Genomic DNA, 18,248 nt, shown 5'->3' with positions numbered 1-18,248 from the left:
AAAAGGACAGAAAAGGGTCGTAGCGTTCTCTACCCTTCTCTGTCCTTTTACCTGAGAGTTTAGCTCCATCTTTAATAGAGCCTTTCCCCTTTGGTGGCGTAAATGTTTATACGCGCTCTCCAGAGGTGCGTCCATTTGTGGTTCCATCTACCTGAGAGATTTGTTCCAAGGGTCTTTTTGGAACTTGCTCCTTCGGTGGCTTGTCGCTTTGCACTCTCCCACAACTGTCATCCGCTTATTCAATTTGTACATTTAGAATAGTTGTTGATAATAATTATGTCAAGCATTTTTGAAAGCGCTAACAATAATATTCTGAGATATTTTTTTGAATTTTAATATGATCATCCAGATTATCTTAAGCTTTTTATAACGGGCAGATTTTTTACTCACCGAGTTGGAAAATATGGAGCGGCAGCTATCTGGACAAACACCGTTAATGGAATCAAAGGGTTTCTTGCCACTTAATTCCCCGCTGCCTCTCTCTGATTCGCCTGTTCTACCTGCGTTTTGCGCATCTTATAAATCGCAACCAGCATAATAAACCAAACAGGAGTTACGATTAAGGCAACACGAGTATCGTTCGCAAGTGCAAGAACAACAAGGACGAACGCTAGGAAAGCAAGGATCAAGTAATTGGAAAATGGATAGAGTGGTAATTTAAATTTGTTCATTTTCACTAGATCTGGTCTTGTTTTACGATATTTCAAATGGCTGATGACTGTAATTCCCCAAATAAAAATGAAACATACTGTAGAGATACTTGTAATCAAGGTAAATACTCCTTCAGGCATTAAATAATTCAAAACAACGGAAATTAAAATGACAACCGTTGAAAAGACCAATGCATTGGAAGGTACTTTACGGTCATTAAGTTTTGCAAACGGTACAGGTGCATTTTTATCTTTGGCAAGTGAGTATACCATCCGGCTTGTACTGAAGATTGCACTGTTACATGCCGAAGCCGCCGATGTTAAGACGACAAAATTGATGATACCAGCAGCACCAGCGATACCTACGGCCACAAATACTTGGACGAATGGGCTTTCCGTTGGAATGATTGCGTTCCACGGATAAACACTCATAATGACAATAAGTGCGCCAATGTAGAAAATTATAATCCGAATAGGAATATTATTGATCGCTTTGGGGATAACTTTTTCTGGATCCTCTGTTTCACCTGCTGTTAGTCCTACAAGTTCAATGCCAACAAACGCAAACACTACCATCTGGAATGAGAGGATAAAACCATTTATTCCATTTGGGAAGATACCTTCGTGACTCCATAGATTCGTGAAACTTGCTGCACCTGAATCAGTGGAAAAGCCTTTAATAATCATGAAAATACCGATAACAATTAGTGCTAGAATAGCTATGACTTTAATTAATGCGAACCAGAACTCCATTTCGCCAAAAAGTTTTACCGTTGCAAGATTCATAAATAGCAGAATGACAAGTGCAATTAATCCTGGCATCCACTGTGGTACAGAGGGAAACCAGTATTGAGTATAAAGACCAACTGCTGTTAAGTCGGCCATTGCGATTGAAATCCAGCAAAACCAGTAGGTCCAGCCGGTTACAAATGCAGCCATATTACCTAAATAGTCTCTTACAAAGTCGACAAAGGAATGATAGTGCAAATTAGATAAGAGTAGTTCTCCAAGTGCGCGCATGATTAAAAAGCAAATGACGCCTGTAATCATGTAAGCAATTAAAATGGATGGCCCGGCTAAATGAATAGATTTTCCTGCTCCAAGAAATAATCCGGTTCCGATTGCCCCACCAATAGCGATGAGTTGTACGTGCCTGTTTTTTAGCCCTCTATCTAACTTTTGTTCCTGCATACGAATTCCCACTTTCTACTTTTATAGGATACTTGGATTTTTTCCCAATAAAGAGTCTGTCTTTCAATGAGTGTGAATTATTAGCATACTGGGAAACTGCCCTGCCGATGTAAGCGCTTTCTTGGATAGGTACTAGATATAGTGAAATAGATCTACCAACCTTTTTGAAAATATAGCTTTAATTGTACAAATCAAAAGATAGACTTATTTATCACAGACCTTAATGCACCTCCTCTCTTTTTATCTTTCCTAGTAAAAAAAGGACAGAGGAAAGATAGGGATTTTCCTACCTTCCTCTGTCCTTTTACCTGAGAGTTTAACTCCTTCGGTGGCCTATGGCTCTCTTCAGAGACGCGTCCTATTGTAGTCCTTTTACCTGAGAGATTAGTCCCCTGCTTTTTAGGGTTTGCTCCTTCGGTGCTAAACAATGTTTAGTCTCTCCCACAATCATCATCCGCTGATATAAAGTTGTTTTAATAGTTGTATACTATCTGTTTTTAATGGACATTTCAATGGTTATCTGAAAAAACTCTATTTTCTGAAATTTCATCACAGACAATTTTCAACTTTATGAACAGTATATAATTTAGAAGTTATTAGCTACGAAGAATCATACTTATTAGCTGCTTTTCTATTCGCAAGGAATCCAAACAAGCTTATGTATAAGCGAAACAATTTTGCATTTTTCCGATTGACTATAAGGCTAAATTTTTAAGATAGGAAATTACATAAGTCTATAGTTTTAACATAATTGATGTATGGAAAAAGAGAAAATTCGCGACACGCGAGAATGCTTGCAGCAGTAAAGATTGGTTAGAAGCTTCCTCCCTAAGTTCAGCAGTAGTTGCAGAAGCTTTCTCTTTTGCAACTTCCTCTTTGTCCCCACCACCTGCTATATTAGCAATGATGATAATTGCTAGAACCCATACCCACGACTTCTTTGGTTTCTTTAGTTTGATTTCCTTTTCCTTATCCATTTACCTCTTACCCCCATTTCAGTTTTGCAGACGGACTGTTGTAAACAGAAATAGAATAACATAATTTAGATCAATAAGGTTTATATTTATCATCACGTATTTATTTTCACTTTCTTTGTTAAATCATTATGTATTCGAACCATATACAAAAAAGGAGGATTTAAGAATCCTTTATTTGGAATTTCGCATAAAAGGGAGTTAATGAATACTCCTAAGTAGTATAGTTTACAGTTTTGTCCAGATTAAAAAGAAAAGACCAAGTATTTAGGAGCTGAAACTATAACTTTTGGTATTGAACCACATCTATCTTTTCGGCCAAAAAACCCAAAGGTAAATGATTATTCTACAATACTTGACGTGTTCACAAAACGATTTTCCATTACTGTTTACCAGCGTCAAACTAGGACTTTAATTTGGTTAGCAGGCACCTTTTAAAACATGTCTATAAAGTATGATCAAATCTATACCTTACCCTGATAAAATAACAGATTATAAGGGAGTGTTTAGATTTATCAAAACACGCCCTTATAGAAATTCAATTGAAGCATTCTTTTATAAAAGGGGATGATTTATTTGTATTCCCATTCATAAAAATAGGTGAAAATTCGAAGTTATCATTGCCTTTTCCAGTTAGCCCCTCCCTCCACCATGCATGAAAGTTTCCCTTCACACGGAGATCCGACTATCAGCTACAACCCATTCTTTAGCCTTCCTCGGTATCAGTGCTTTTTATCAATAGAATTATCTAATACAGCTAAGCATGTCATCATCTGTACCACGTCTTACAAATATTCTATTCTTTTTCCTAATCTAACTCATAATAACCACAAACAACATATCCTACTGCTTTTGCTGCCACGAGAAGGGCATCTTCATCGATATCAAATTTAGGATTATGATTAAAATAAGGTTTTTCTACTCCTTTAGGTGTACAAGCAATGTAAAAGAAGCAGGAAGGAATTTTTTCAGCATAGTAAGCAAAGTCTTCAGATGGCGGCATTGCTGGAAATTCCTTTACTTCTTTAATATCTTTATCATTTGCATTTTTAAGTGACTCGGCAACCTTTCCTGTTAATTCAGGATCATTATATAAAGGTGGATAGTCATTCGTATAAATTAGATCACATGTTACACCAAATTCTTCTTCAAGTCCTTTTACAAGACGTTTAACTTCTTTTTCAATTTTATCTCTTGTTTCAACAGTCATATAACGAATATCGCCTTCAAGCTCTACGCTGTCTTTAATTATATTAAATGTTCCTTTTCCATCAAAAGATCCAATCGTAATCACACCAATATCAAAAGGACTTAATCGACGGCTAATAATCGTTTGAGCTGCGGTAACAAAATGAGCACCAGCGACAATGGCATCATTCGCTAGATGTGGTGAGGAACCATGTCCACCTCTACCTTGAACTTTTAATTTCAAATAAGCCCTGCCGTTAAAAGAATATCCAGCATGATAACCAACAACTCCTGCTTCGTCCATTGGCAGCAGATGGATGCCAAATATATTATCTAAATCGTCAAGCACTCCGGATTCTACAATACTCTTTGCCCCGCCTGGCGGAACTTCCTCCGCATGCTGATGAATAATTTTAATTGTACCTGGAATTTCATCTTTTAATTGAATGAGGCAGTCGGCTAAGACTAATAAGTAGGCAGTATGTCCATCATGACCACACGCATGCATAACGCCTTCATTTTTTGATTTAAAGGCTATATTCGTTTCTTCAACGATTGGAAGTGCATCAAAATCAGCTCGAAGACCTATATTTTTTCCAGGCTTTCCACCTTTAATGGTCACGATAACTCCGTATCCATTACCTACATTAGATTGAACTTCGACGTCCTTTTCTTTATAAAAATCAATAATATATTGAGCTGTCTTTTCTTCTTTAAAAGAAAGCTCAGGATTTTCGTGTAGGTGCCTACGAATTTTAATCATTTCATCTTTACGGGATTCTAGAATTTCCATTAATTCACTTCTCATAATCTCTTCATTCCTTCATTTTTTTTTGAAAACGCCACTATATGTAGCGTTTTACATTTCCAACTGCTAATTATTCTGCAATAGAGTTCCGCTTACTACCAGCGGTGATTTTTTAGAAGCAATAGATGTTTTACCTGCATCTTTTGGCACCAAAAAGATAATAGATAATATTAAATTCCAAGTCCAAATAGCGTAAATCCAATGAAGGCGACAATTGTCTGGGTAAGATCATGTAAGTAGGTTAAGCTCATCACCGCCACACCTACTGTCGTAATCAAAATACTACAAATCATTAGTGATTTGGCCATACCTTTTGTAATTGTTACTCTTCAACACGAATCATCGCAAGCACGGCTACTAATAACCAAGTGATAACATACCTGATTGGAATGAATAAAATCCACGACCAACTTGTCTTTTTTTCAGGATAAGATCATATGTCAAGAATAAATGTTTTAGATAATTTAACCTTTAATTGATAATAGTTTTTTTAAAGCATCTGAAATATCTCTAAGATAAATTTGATTATTCCAGTGTTCTTCTTCCAAATAAATAAAAGTGAAGATGATCTATCCCTGCTCTCCATAATGAGTAAACTTTAGTTTCAAAGTGTTTTAAGTTTATCAATTACTCAGGGAAGTTTCACTAACCTGCCTTTTTATAGGAATAGCTTTCCCCTTATAAAGAAAAGCTACCGCTAGTTTAGTACATTTGTCCAAAATACCTTATAGGTCAAATTTCTCACCTGATACCTTTTAAGAATGGTACACTAATTTCTTTTGCTTTATCTGATCATTCTTTTAAATTTTTATCCAGGGTTCTGGAGAAGACATTAATTCATTATATTTCTCGCGCGATACTTCAATAAATCTATTCATTACATTAAACAATTCCTTTTTGGCTTCACCTCAGCCAATTCCTTGTAAATATTGCTCTTTCATCTTTTCAGTTTCAGTATAAGATGTGAATATAATAGATGTATCGGGATCTTTTGGTGTTTCTGGTGGTAATGAATCAATTTTGATTATTTTGGCTCTTCAATGGATGGAATTATATTATAATAACTTTTACTCATTTTCCGACCATCTAATCCAGGTAATACAGAAGTCTCTTCTTGTATTTTGTACTCTAGTAATAAGAATGTTCCCCCTTTATATTTAGAAATTTATCACCTCCAGAAACAAAAAAAGACTTTATGAGAATAAACTCATAAAGCCTTATAAAAAAGACGGAGCTTTTGCTCCGCCTGGGATGTCAGAATATTTTTTTCTCATTCAGCTCGAGAGCTAATTCTTTGAAAAACTGAAGCGATTCTGGATTTCCCATGGAGTCTGCATTCACCACTTTATCAAACTCGAAACCTAGCAACACTTTGCGTATCGGTACTTCCATTTTCTTTCCGTTCAAGGTTTTAGGTATTTGTTCAACGACATGGATCTGGTCTGGGATAAAACGAGGGGACACATGTCCTCGGATTTGTTCATTGATTTTCGCTGTCAATGCTGCATCCAGGATTTTACCATGCTTAAGGACGACAAACAGCAGCAAGGAAGAACCGCGGCCAAGCACTTCTCTATCAATGACAAGGCTTTCCATAACTTCATCGATCGCTTCGACGACGCGGTAGATATCGCTAGTCCCCATCCGTACACCAGAACGGTTAATGGTCGAGTCGGAACGTCCATAAATGACGCAGCTGCCCTTGTCGTCGATTTTTATCCAATCTCCATGTTTCCATATTCCAGGATACGAATCGAAATAACTCTCGTAATATCTTGACCCGTCTTGATCATTCCAGAAGTAAAGCGGCATTGACGGCATCGGTTTAGTAATGACCAATTCACCGACTTCATTAATCAATGATTGACCTTGTTCATCAAAGGCTTCTGCACGAACACCTAATGCCCTTCCTTGTATCTCCCCGATTCTTACAGGTAATGTTGGAACACCACCTACAAATCCGGCACAAACATCGGTTCCGCCACTAGATGAACTGAGCCATATATCTTTCTTGACATTCTCATACACCCATTTGTATCCGTCACCTGACAATGGAGCCCCAGTTGAAAAAAGAGCCTTCAATTTTGTTAAATCATATCTTCCCATTGGCCTGATTCCTAACTTCATGGAATTCGTAAGGAAAGGTGCACTTGTTCCAAAGAAAGTCATGCCTGTGTCTTCAGCCAATTCCCAAAGGGCATCCATATTCGGAAAGGCAGGGCTGCCGTCATAAAGAACAATCGTCCCTTCATTAAGCAAACCTCCCATTAGTAGATTCCACATCATCCAGCCTGTCGTCGTAAACCAGAATACCGTATCCTCGGATGTCATGCCTTGATGCAATCTTGTTGATTTAAAATGCTCCAATAATATACCGCCATGCCCTTGTACAATTGGTTTTGGCATTCCGGTTGTACCTGATGAATAGAGAATCCAAAGCGGATGATTGAACGGAACACTTTCAAAAGATAATTCCGCCGTTTCTTTTAATAGGTCATCCCAAGGGATTGTATTTGCCAGATTCACTTCCACAACCTTTTTTTCTATGTAAGGAACCAACACGGTATGCTTAACAGTGCCCAATTCCTGTTTAAGCTGTGAAACAACGGATGTTTTATCATATACTTTTCCGTTGTACTGATACCCATCAACCGCCAGTAATAAAACCGGTTCAATCTGTTTAAAACGATCAATGACGCTTCTTGCACCAAAGTCAGGAGAACAACTGGACCAAATGGCACCTATACTTACTGTTGCCAAGAAAGCTATGACCGCTTCAGGTATATTTGGCATATAGGCAACAACGCGGTCACCCGGTTTCACACCAAGTTCCCTTAATGAATGGGCGACAGAAGCCACTTTTTCTTTTAGCTCTTTCCAGCTAATCTCTTGCTGCCTGATATGTTCGGAACGAAAAAAAATCGCCGTTTTTTCTTCTTGAGCATTCAATAATGCATTTTCAGCATAATTAAGCCTTGCCCCTTCGAACCATTTCGCACCTGGCATTGCTTGCTCCGCTAAAACCCTGTCATATTTCCTGGCGGCTTTTACATCACAATAATCCCAAATTGAAGCCCAAAATTCCTCCAGTTCATCAACCGACCATTTCCATAATTCATGATAATCATGAAATGATAAACCTTTCTTTTCTTTTAACCATTTCACATATTGAGTCAATACCATGTGCTCGATTTGTTCTTTTGTCGGTTCCCAAATGATTTGTCCGTCTGTAAGCGATTTCACTTAATCATCTCCCTTAGGTATCAAATGCATCATTGATATTTCATAAAAATTGGCAATTAAATAAATTGTAATGTATGAGAATTAAACCGTCAATTTACACTATACTCAAATAGGCTCATATCTATGAATGGGCAGATTAATGGAGAAACATGTACCTTTCCCTTGAACACTTGACACATGTATCGTTCCATCCATGCTTTTGATGACGCTATATGAAACCATTAGGCCTAATCCCGTTCCTTTATTTTTTGTCGTAAAGTAAGGCTCACCTAGACGGTATATTTGTTCCTGTGTCATTCCAATTCCTTGATCTTGAATCATAATTTGGATGTTGGTTGCGTCGGGAATTAAATGTATGTATATTTCGCCATCATCTTGCATCGATTCTAAGCCATTCTTTAATATATTGAACAGGCACTGTTGAAATTTCTTCTTTTCCCCCATTATAAAATATGCTTCTTCTTCAAATAAGGACAACTTCAATCCAGTTCCATTATCGTTAGCCAAGGGTTTTATGCGGTTGACGACATGCTGAATTTCCTCGGATACCCTTAATCGTTCCTTGTTTTCAGGGCTTACGGCAGCAAATGTCAAATAATCATTAATGACATCCGTGGCCCGATCTAATTCATTCAGCGCAATATTTGCATACTGGACCTTTGTATGTGAAGAAACGTCTTCGCTTAACATTTGTATATATCCCCTAGTAACTGTAAGGGGGTTTCTGACTTCATGAGATATGCTTGCAGCCAGATGACTAACGATTTGCAATTTTTCCGCTTTCACTAATTTTTCGAGAACCTGAAAATTAGTCAGGATGACTTCCCATAATAAAATTACAACAACGATTCCTATGACTTGGATGGTGAAATATTGTTTCCAAAGACTAATGCCAATAGTAAGTTCAAATATTTGTGTTGAAATAAACTGTGTGAGAGTGTGAACAATAAAGATTAAGGATATGCCGATGAGGATTTTTTTACTGACAGACATTTTTAAATAGTATTTAGATATAAAAAACAGGGAAACTCCCATTATCGGAAAAGAGATGCATGATACATAAAATCCATTTTCCCCCCCTGTTATATAACGGATAAAAAGAGTGATGACTATTAATATGATACCTAACCTATAGCCTCCATATAAACCGCCTAAAAGAAAAGGGATCCATCGAAGATCCCAAACAAAATCCTCTTCTATGACCACTGGGAATAGCATGCATAGTACAAGTGAAAGAATAGGAAAAATGGTTAAGAACGATCCTTTTAATGCATCTAAACGGTACACGTACTTTACTAGATAGCTCATTTGCAATAAAAAGAGCGGAAAAAGGATAATTAAAAAGTTAATCAGTAAATCTTTTGTTAACAGATTCATTTTTACACCGAACTTTCGATATTTTCCGAAGATTTAAAAAGGTATATAAATCATAACAAGATAGAGAATGATAAGCTAGTAAAAATTTCAGGTTGGAATTAAAAAGAGATAGCTAAAGCATGGAGGTACCAGAACAAATAAACGGTTGATTAAGAGTTAGTAAATAAACAGGAAAAAACTGAAACGACGAAGTCATTTCAGTGCAAATAAGGAATATCCGAATACTCACTTAATAAAGAGCGGATTTTGCGAGCATCGTAATTGTCGCATCATCCATCGGAGGATTATGAAGGCCTGCACGTACATCCCTATAGTAGCGTTGCAAGGGATTTTTCCGTTGTAAACTTTTGGCTCCGACTACTCGCATCGCTTTATCGACAATCGAAATCGATTTGTTGACTACCGATAGCTTGACAGCACCCAATTGTTTCGATAATTCATCACGATTTTCAGGGTGCTGCTCCCATTTCTCTGCGACAGAGTAAAGGAAATGGTGTGCTTCGCTCAATTCCAGTTCCATCTCTCCAATTGTCCGTTGAACATTTGGAAGGTCCCTGATTGGTCCTGGTAAGCTATTGGGAGAATAAGTTTTAGCAAAATCAACTGCATAATTTCTGGCTGCCACTGCAATCCCCAAGTAGCAAGCCGGTATATGTAAAAGCCACGCTTCAGGTTTCTTTTTTTCACCAGGATTACTTTTCATGACATAATACTTTTCAGGAAGGCTGACATCATTTAACACCAAGTCATGGCTACCTGTCCCCTGCATGGACATCATATCCCAAGTATCTTCTATGCTTACTCCCATTAAATCACGATGAACTAAAAATGTGCCTAGCCGCTCATCCTCGGGTACCCATGCCGTTACAAGAAAAATATTAAGGACGGGAGATAGTGTAGTAAAAGTCTTTCTGCCATTCAAATTCCATTGTTCACCCTTTTTGATAGCGAGCGTTTCCGGACGGCCTCCGCGCGTAGGGCTTCCTGTTCCAGCCTCCGATGCTGCCGTGTTGATGAGAGCGCCTTTCGACACCTCATCAAACAATTCATTCATGACTCCTTTTTCCCATGGTCTTTTCTCAGTTAAGGATAGGACCGTTCCGACATGCCAGCCTATTCCTAAGGCTGTTGGGCCACAATACTGAGCTATTTTTTCTTGGCATAGGAGAAAATCATATAATGAACCGCCATTTCCCCCATCCGCTTTTGCTAACGTTAATTTAGGATATCCGAATTCCTTTAACTCCTGGATGTTTTCAAATGGAAAACCCTTTGAATCATCCAGTGCTTCAGATCGGCTGGAAAAGGGCTGAATCGCTTCCTCTAATTTTTGAATATATTCTTTTTGCTTTTGTGATTGAAAAAACGACATGAAGACCATCCCTCCTGTAGTAAAGAAATCCTGAACCATTCAGCCACAGAAACAGTAACCGCCAAAACACGACTTTATCATATCACCTTAGTGTAGTTAATGGTTTGAATCTGCCCGTTAAGAGTCAATGTCTTCATTTTTATATTCTTTGTTAGCATTCTTATAAGCTTTCTTCGCCTGGTCAATATCTTTGTTTTCGATAAAGTAAGCTATCGCAGCTTGCCCGATTCCATACGTGACTGCTCCGGCTACCGCACCAGAAACTGCTAGACCGGCCCCTGGTATGAAACGTACTGCAGCCCTGACGCCTTCCCTGACAAGAAGACCGATTCCAACATTGATCCCTAATGCTGTAATGAATTCACTTGCCGTTTTGGTATTGATGTCTTTATCCGCGATAAAACCAATTACCACAATCATCAACCCTTGAATGCCGGTCAATATGGGAAAATCGGCAAAAGGTATTGGCTCTGCACCTATTAATCCGGTGATTGCCGTAAACGTTCCCACAATCGTCCGCGCGAATTTCTTCTTAACGAATTGGCTCTGAATCGCTTTGGCCGTCTTTAGCTTCGCTTCGCTGGGTAAGGCCTCGATCAAGTAATCTGAAAGCAAATCGATGTTCCAACGCATATCATAATCAATATTTCCACCTTCATCAAAGTCAATATATGAGCAAATCGGGATGATGTTCAATAGTGGGATTTCACTTTCGTTAAATCGCTTGGCCATCAAAGCAATGGCTTCATCAATATTCTTTTTTTTCTTAGGGTTGGCATCAAAAGGTGCTTGTTTATAATGTGGTGGATCTAGTTCATCCACTTGGGTGACCACACAAATGACGGGTACATCATAATGGTGGATCTCTTTTACGACCTTGCGCAGCTTGTTCAACTCTTGCAGATCTTCTTCAATCCGTGAATCCGTTTCTTTTGCTTTAATCAAGAAAAGAAAAACATCAGGCTGTTCTTCGGTTACCGCTTTTATCAATTCGTCCATTGGTGTTTCTTCTTCAAATTCTTCCGTAGGAGCTTCACTCTCACCCAACCCACGGGAATCCAGCAAACGAATTTTGGGCTCAGCATCACTCGGGTACCAAAGCCATTTTCCCCTACCCGTTCCTGATTTAACAGAACTGACATATTGCCTTTCCTGACCAAACATCGCATTGATCAGTGATGATTTTCCAGATCCGCGCCTTCCGACAAGGGCAATGCGCGGTTCCCTTGCATCAACTGTCATTGTTTTAAGCTTTAAGAGCTGGTCGAGCATTTTGTTCTTTTTCGATTGTGAAATGGGAAGCTTATCTACTTGGCCTTTAATGAAACTAAAAATACTTCCTATTTCATCGTGTTTTTCTCCCATTACGCATTCCCCCTTGTTAAGAAGTGTTTTTAACTTTTAAGTAACATTTACCCTTGATCGAGTCAATTTAAGCATGTAACTTGAATCTCCTTACAAACTTAAGGGCCCCATTTCAAATAATCCTTTAAGACTTTTCTTTTAAGAACATAACGACACTAGCCATGTATTTTTGGATTTCCTGGACTTGAAAGGCGGCCGAATCCGCAATCTGTTTGTAATGATGCTGCCCTTCATCGGTGATTCGTAAATATCGTTTTGTTCGTTTTTCACTTTCCCACCTGCCGACAAGAAGGCCGTTCTCTTCCATTTCATGAGATAAATCATATAAATAGCCGTTTGATGCTATCCAACCGAACTGATTTTTAAGCAGATCGCCAATTTCCCCCATGTAAATGGGCTTCTTAGTGAAAGCGGCTTTTAAAGTAACATAGCGTACAAGGTCCTTCACCGATATTATTTTCGAGAAATATGACCTATATTCTTCAGGAAGTTCATTAAGAACCGAGGGATTTTCACCAGATCCCCTTAAATCGTACATGAACCGGTCAATGACCTTTTTCACCTCGGAAAACCGTTCCAGAAAATTCTCTTGGTACCATATGTAAAGTTCTTTTCCTTTTTCAGTTATCTGATAATAATTCCTTCCCTTATTCGTATATAGTGATAAATGGTTGGATTCGACAAGCGTATTGGATATTTTACATAAATAGTCATAGCTATGCACTTTTCCAGTAAACGTATTCTTTAGATCCTGATGAATCGCCCTTGGATAATTCGCTTTAATTCTCAAAGAATGAAGCAAAAAAATCGTTAAAAATTCCCGCTGGCTCAACCCGACCGATTCAGCCGTTGTAGACAGTTTTTCCCCTTTCTTCACTGTCAAAACCCCCTTTATATCCAGTTTTTGATGAACTCATATATTTCTTCCTTCTCCCTTATTATCCTGTGCTGCCACATAATAGTAAAGTTTTTAATGCCTAATAGCCTAGTCCAAATTTTACGTATTTGATCTATTGTATGGTGAGGTTATTCAGAATATTCTGTCGAGGTTCATTATGAAATTGTTAAAACAAAAAGAAACGGCCCACGATTATGAAGTGCACCCAAAAAGTTAGACACTTTATTTAATTAAGCAGCCTTGAGGGCATGAACCCGGTAATTTACCGGGCTCATGCCTTTTAATTTTACCTTGATTCGTTGAGAATTGTAGTAATGGATATATTCTTCTAGTTCTTGTTTGAAAAATTGCGATATTCCGGGCATAAATAGCCCATTCCCTGCTTGCGTTGGCCAGGCGTTCAATTGGTACGAAACAAGCCCTTGATACGTATAAACTTCTCTTGGCACAGTTATTAAAGGAATATGATCTCGCTTCATCCCAACTCGAAAATTAAAGAATTGCACCCGATTGTGAAAGATTAAAAGCTGTTTAAGGGTTGCCACTTATTGAAACATTAACACTTCATAGGTGCTAACGGAGAAGCTTAATAAGAACATTAAAAACTATGTTATAATTAACAATGTTGGGTAAAAATGCTAATATTTTAGGGGATGATTTTTTGAAAAAAGTATCCATGTTATTCATTTTATTCGGTATGTTATTTTTTGTAGTAGCATGTACATCAAATAAAACCAATAAGGAAATGGAAAGCTCTGATAATAATGTCACATCTAAAGATAGTCCAAATAATTTAATTTCCTACTATGAAACAATCAAATTAGAAAATGCCATTGAATCTTCTTTTAACAAAAATGTATTTAAGAAAAAAGGGCATCCAGATGGCTATGATTTAACCCTTTCTCGGGCAAAAAAAGAAGTCGTTCTTGTGATTAGGCCTTATTCCAAGAAAAATTTTAATTATTTAAAAGACGATCTTCAAAGTAATATTGAAGAAGTATTGCAATCAAAAAAGCATAGGGATTATAAAGTAAAAGTTCTTGCTTATTGGAATGATACCAATCAGACAGAAAGACAAAAACGAGAGGAAAAAATTATTCAGGAAGTAGCAAATGAAATGAAGAAGATTGATAAAATTGATGTTTTGACAGGAACTTCATATTCAGCCACTGACGGACGCATTGTACAATTGGACTTAATGTTCTATAGAAACGATAAAGAAGTGATTGAGCCAAATGAGGTTAACAATTTTCATAAAGAATTTCTTAAGTTAGCTCAAGAAAAAGGATTCAATGTTAAGGATATTCCAATACGTTTTAAATCAAATTTAAAACGAGATTGGGAAATGAAAGTTATGCCATCAATAGATCAAGGGTTGAAAGAAATAAAGGATCTCAAAGTTACATCTACAACTATAATAGATGGTCAGAATCCCATTATTATTAATACTTCCATAGACAGTACAGATAAAAAAGCTAAAGAAATAGGAAAACGTATTGACGAACTCACAAATGAATTTTTTCAATATAAACAAATAAAAAAATCATTTCCTGGCCCTTATGAAATTCATGTTCTAAGTAAAGACGATAAGAAAATAAATTAAGCAATAAAAAAAGGATCTTCCAATTGAAGTGCACCCAAATTGTTAGACACTTTATTTAATTAAGCAGCCTTGAGGGCATGAACCCGGTAATACCGGGCTCATGCCTTTTAATTTTACCTTGATTCGTTGAGGGTTGTAGAAATGGATATATTCTTCTAGTTCTTGTTTGAAATGTTCCATGTTTTCAAATTCTTGAAGAAAAGTAGCCGAATTTTAATAGCCCAAAGAAGTTTCCAATGACCGCATTATCGAGATTTTCCCTTTGTACGAACGGTATTTCTTCATGCGAACCAATGACTTCACTCCTAGTTCATTCATCAATCGGAGAACTGTTTTATGATTGATGTGAGTACCTCGGTTACGTAACTCTAGGGTGATGCATCGATACCCATAACGTCCTTTATGCGTATGGAAATCCTCTTCGATAAGGGATTTAATTTGTGTATTTTTCCTCACGCCCGAAAGCGTTTACCCCATAATAGTACGTACTCCGTGCCCTGGCGATGTTTTCTTGGTTTCTTTTTTCATGGATAGACACCCTTTTTCTTGGGTTTAAGAGCGTCTATACCTCCTTCCTTTAACTGATTTGCCCCATTCAAAAGTGTAAAATCGGTAGGAAGGTTATAGTGTACAGCCGTCGCGCTGATTGATGCCCCATTTTCGTTCATATAATAAGGGCAAGTGTAATTTGTATAGGATGAAGCAAGTTCTTCCATCCCATGTTCAAGATAGCAATCGGCCCATCTTTTCAGAGGGGATAAACCTACATTTCTTTCTTCTGCAATGGATTTATAGGATTTTTCCGTTCCAAGTACTCTGTCCATCGTATATTTAGTCAAAAAAACTGCACCTCCAATTATGATACGCTCCCCAATAAGTAGACAGATTAAAAAATAAAATCTGTTTGCCTATTGGGGAGGTTTTTTTATGAGAAAATATAGCTTTTCAAAAGAAGAAAAATTAGAGATTCTAAATTTCTATGAAAATAGCCAATTCACTCTTAATGAGGTGGCCGAGTTGTATAAAGTTGATTCTAGAACGATCAAAGATTGGCAAAATAATTACTTGTTTTTTGGAGAGGATAGTCTTAATAGAAGTGAGAATCATAATACATATCCGAAAGGATTAAAGCTAGCAGCTGTTCAAGACTATATTTCAGGAAGTTATTCATTAAGAGAAACCGTTAGAAAATATAGACTTTCCGGTACATCCTTTTTGCGAAATTGGATTAAAAAGTATACTAGTCATAGTGAATTAAAAGATTCGGGTAAAGGAATGAGCCAAACTATGACTAAAGGTAGAAAAACAACAGTACAAGAGCGCATTGAAATAGCACAAGCTTGTATTGCCAACGATAAAAGTTATCAAGTAACAGCTGAACAATATGCGGTTTCTTACCAACAAATATATCAATGGGTAAAAAAATTCGAAAAATACGGGGAATTAGGCTTACAAGATCGCCGTGGACGTACAAAGTTAGAAGAGGAGTTAAGCACTGAAGACAAGTTTCGTTTAGAAATTCAACGCATGGAACGTGAAAATGAACGATTACGTGCAGAAAATCTCTTCTTAAAAAAGTTAGAGGAAATCGAAAGGAGGCGTCGTTAAGTAAAAGTTGTATACATAACCGTTATATTGCCATTCAAGAATTAGCAGCGAAGGAAGCACTGCCAATCATTTTATTATGTGAAATTGCCGATGTTGCACGTGCTGCTTATTATAAGTGGTTGAACCGTCAGCCATCAGCACGGGAAATCGAGAATGAACAGCTTCTAGAATCAATTCAGTACCTTTATACACAAGTAGATGGGATTTATGGATATCGTCGCATCACACTTACAATCAATCGTCAGCGTGAAAAAGTAGATTTACCGAAGGTAAATAAAAAACGTATTTATCGTTTGATGAAAATGTGTCGATTAAAATCGGTGATTCGTCGAAAACGAAAAAAATATCGTAAATCGAATCCAGATTATGTAGCAGAAAACATACTCAGTCGCAAGTTCAAAGCAGACCAACCAAATCAAAAATGGTGTACAGATGTCACGGAGTTTAAATATGGGAATGGCAAAAAGGCTTATTTAAGCGCCATTATTGATTTATACGATAATTCGATTGTGAGTTATGTATTAGGGCATTCGAATAACAATAAACTTGTATTTCAAACGATGACACCAGCCATACAAAAATTAAAAGAGGATGAGCATCCACTTATTCATAGCGATCGTGGTTATCAATATACTTCAAAACTTTTCAAACGGATGATAGATGATGCCGAGATGGTACATAGTATGTCTAGAGTGGGACGTTGTATTGATAACGGACCAATCGAGGCTTTTTGGGGTACGCTCAAATGCGAAAAATACTATTTAAATAAATATGATACATATGAAGCGCTAAAAATAGCAATTGTAGGATACATTTCGTTTTATAATTCAGAGCGCTATCAAGAAAAATTAGACGGCTTGAGCCCCTTGGAATTCAGGGATCAAGCCGCGTAAAGCATTTTTATTATTTCCACTGTCTACTTGACAGGGAGCACTTCATTATTAGATGTTGTCTAACAATTGGGGTGCAGTTCATTAGGCCGTTTCATTTTTATTGTTCCGTTAAAATGATCGCATCTTCTTTTGTAATGACGAGGGTATGTTCATATTGAGCAGAAAGCTTTCCATCTGCCGTTCTCGCCGTCCAGCCGTCTTGATCCATTTTCATATGCCATGTTCCTGCATTCAACATAGGCTCAATCGTGATGACCATGCCTTCTTTTAGACGGGCGCCTTTACCTGGTTTACCATAATGTAAAACGGTTGGGTCTTCGTGCATGGTTTTACCGATACCGTGTCCTGTAAAATCGCGGACAACAGAAAACTTTTCACCTTCAGCATATGACTGAATTGCATGACCAATATCCCCAAGACGATTTCCTGCCCGTGCAGCCTCGATGCCTCTATATAGTGCATTCTTGGTTACATCCATCAAACGCTGAACCTCTTCTTCAACTTCGCCGACTGCATATGTCCAAGCTGAATCGGCCAGACCGCCGTTAAGGTTTACCACCATATCAATCGTTACGATGTCTCCCTCTTTCAAGGCTTTCTTTTGCGGGAAGCCGTGACAAATTACATCATTCACAGATGCGCAAGTTGCATATTTGTAGCCGTTATAGCCCTTTTGTTCAGGTGTCGCACCATGCTCTGCCAAGTATTTATCGACAAACTCTTCGATTTCCCAAGTCGTGATGCCCGGTTTTATCATTTTAGCGATTTCTCTATGTGTCGCAGCAAGAAGTTTGCCCGCTTCATGCATCAAATGTATTTCTCGTTCACTTTTAATAGTTATCATTTAAAAATCCTCTTTCGTTTTATATCTTTTCTGATTTAATCTCCTTATTTATCATATGCCTTTTTTTATATAAAAAGCAACCAAAAACCCGGTAAAAATCACCGGGTTTAATAAATCCATGACCTTTTCCGGAACTGTATTCACGGAATTAAAATTTTGAAGTAAAAACGATCCAAAATTTTAGAGGGGAGAAGCCAATCCATGTTCTTTAACCACCACTTGCCAATAGCTCAA

The 18,248-nt window shown here is 37.6% G+C and carries 12 protein-coding genes, 2 pseudogenes and 3 riboswitches; of the genes and pseudogenes, 2 read left to right on the top strand and 12 right to left on the bottom strand.

Annotated features, from left to right (window positions below; genetic code table 11):
• Positions 1-29: 29 nt before the first annotated feature.
• Positions 30-133: riboswitch (glycine riboswitch) on the bottom strand.
• 328 nt (positions 134-461) lie between these two features.
• The 9 genes and pseudogenes from UP17_RS11850 to UP17_RS28795 form a co-directional block, all read right to left on the bottom strand.
• On the bottom strand, positions 462-1,841 hold the full coding sequence (locus UP17_RS11850) for an amino acid permease (RefSeq protein WP_061463191.1): 1,380 nt from the start codon (positions 1,839-1,841) through the stop codon (positions 462-464).
• 294 nt (positions 1,842-2,135) lie between these two features.
• A riboswitch (glycine riboswitch) is annotated at positions 2,136-2,192 on the bottom strand.
• A gap of 3 nt (positions 2,193-2,195) precedes the next feature.
• A riboswitch (glycine riboswitch) is annotated at positions 2,196-2,295 on the bottom strand.
• Positions 2,296-2,575: 280 nt separating this feature from the next.
• On the bottom strand, positions 2,576-2,818 hold the full coding sequence (locus UP17_RS11845) for a hypothetical protein (RefSeq protein WP_061463190.1): 243 nt from the start codon (positions 2,816-2,818) through the stop codon (positions 2,576-2,578).
• A gap of 805 nt (positions 2,819-3,623) precedes the next feature.
• Positions 3,624-4,811 (bottom strand): amidohydrolase, encoded by a 1,188-nt coding sequence (locus UP17_RS11840; protein WP_061463189.1) that lies wholly within the window; start codon positions 4,809-4,811, stop codon positions 3,624-3,626.
• Between the two features lie 1,254 nt (positions 4,812-6,065).
• Positions 6,066-8,054 carry an acetoacetate--CoA ligase gene (locus tag UP17_RS11835; RefSeq protein WP_061463188.1) on the bottom strand — a complete coding sequence of 663 codons (1,989 nt, stop codon included), beginning with the start codon at positions 8,052-8,054 and terminating at the stop codon, positions 6,066-6,068.
• Positions 8,055-8,159: 105 nt separating this feature from the next.
• The gene (locus tag UP17_RS11830; RefSeq protein WP_061463187.1) at positions 8,160-9,431 is read right to left on the bottom strand and encodes a sensor histidine kinase; all 1,272 of its coding nucleotides are present in this window, start codon (positions 9,429-9,431) and stop codon (positions 8,160-8,162) included.
• Between the two features lie 229 nt (positions 9,432-9,660).
• Positions 9,661-10,803, bottom strand: a complete 1,143-nt coding sequence (locus UP17_RS11825) for an acyl-CoA dehydrogenase family protein (protein ID WP_061463186.1) — start codon at positions 10,801-10,803, stop codon at positions 9,661-9,663.
• Positions 10,804-10,920: 117 nt separating this feature from the next.
• Complete coding sequence (locus tag UP17_RS11820) at positions 10,921-12,168, bottom strand: GTPase (protein WP_061463185.1); 1,248 nt, start codon at positions 12,166-12,168, stop codon at positions 10,921-10,923.
• A gap of 124 nt (positions 12,169-12,292) precedes the next feature.
• Positions 12,293-13,045 carry a PadR family transcriptional regulator gene (locus tag UP17_RS11815; RefSeq protein WP_061463184.1) on the bottom strand — a complete coding sequence of 251 codons (753 nt, stop codon included), beginning with the start codon at positions 13,043-13,045 and terminating at the stop codon, positions 12,293-12,295.
• Positions 13,046-13,296: 251 nt separating this feature from the next.
• Positions 13,297-13,410 (bottom strand): annotated as a pseudogene (locus UP17_RS28795) (IS3 family transposase); the annotation flags it as partial.
• A 317-nt stretch (positions 13,411-13,727) separates the two neighbouring features.
• Here UP17_RS28795 and UP17_RS11805 point away from each other — a divergent pair.
• Entirely contained in the window at positions 13,728-14,669 is a 942-nt protein-coding gene (locus tag UP17_RS11805) for a hypothetical protein (RefSeq protein ID WP_061463182.1), read from the top strand.
• Between the two features lie 59 nt (positions 14,670-14,728).
• Here the strand turns inward: UP17_RS11805 and UP17_RS28790 are convergent.
• Positions 14,729-15,165: pseudogene (locus UP17_RS28790) on the bottom strand (IS3 family transposase); the annotation flags it as partial.
• 28 nt (positions 15,166-15,193) lie between these two features.
• Positions 15,194-15,508 (bottom strand): hypothetical protein, encoded by a 315-nt coding sequence (locus UP17_RS27580; protein WP_061463181.1) that lies wholly within the window; start codon positions 15,506-15,508, stop codon positions 15,194-15,196.
• A gap of 88 nt (positions 15,509-15,596) precedes the next feature.
• Between UP17_RS27580 and UP17_RS26465 the strand changes: the two genes are divergently transcribed.
• Positions 15,597-17,170, top strand: a protein-coding gene (locus UP17_RS26465) for an IS3 family transposase (protein WP_155727309.1) whose coding sequence is annotated in 2 segments (ribosomal slippage) — positions 15,597-16,239 and positions 16,239-17,170 — 1,575 coding nt in all. Because the reading frame shifts where the segments join, the coding sequence is not laid out codon by codon here.
• A gap of 97 nt (positions 17,171-17,267) precedes the next feature.
• On the opposite strand, the gene map is transcribed toward UP17_RS26465, so the two are convergent.
• Positions 17,268-18,014 carry a type I methionyl aminopeptidase gene (map, locus tag UP17_RS11785; RefSeq protein WP_061463178.1) on the bottom strand — a complete coding sequence of 249 codons (747 nt, stop codon included), beginning with the start codon at positions 18,012-18,014 and terminating at the stop codon, positions 17,268-17,270.
• Between the last annotated feature and the right edge of the window lie 234 nt (positions 18,015-18,248).

The organism is Peribacillus simplex (assembly GCF_001578185.1).
In the GTDB taxonomy this organism is placed as follows: domain Bacteria; phylum Bacillota; class Bacilli; order Bacillales; family DSM-1321; genus Peribacillus; species Peribacillus simplex_A.
The sequence above is the reverse complement of the archived record's forward strand: the minus strand, read 5'-3'. Positions and strand labels throughout refer to the sequence as shown.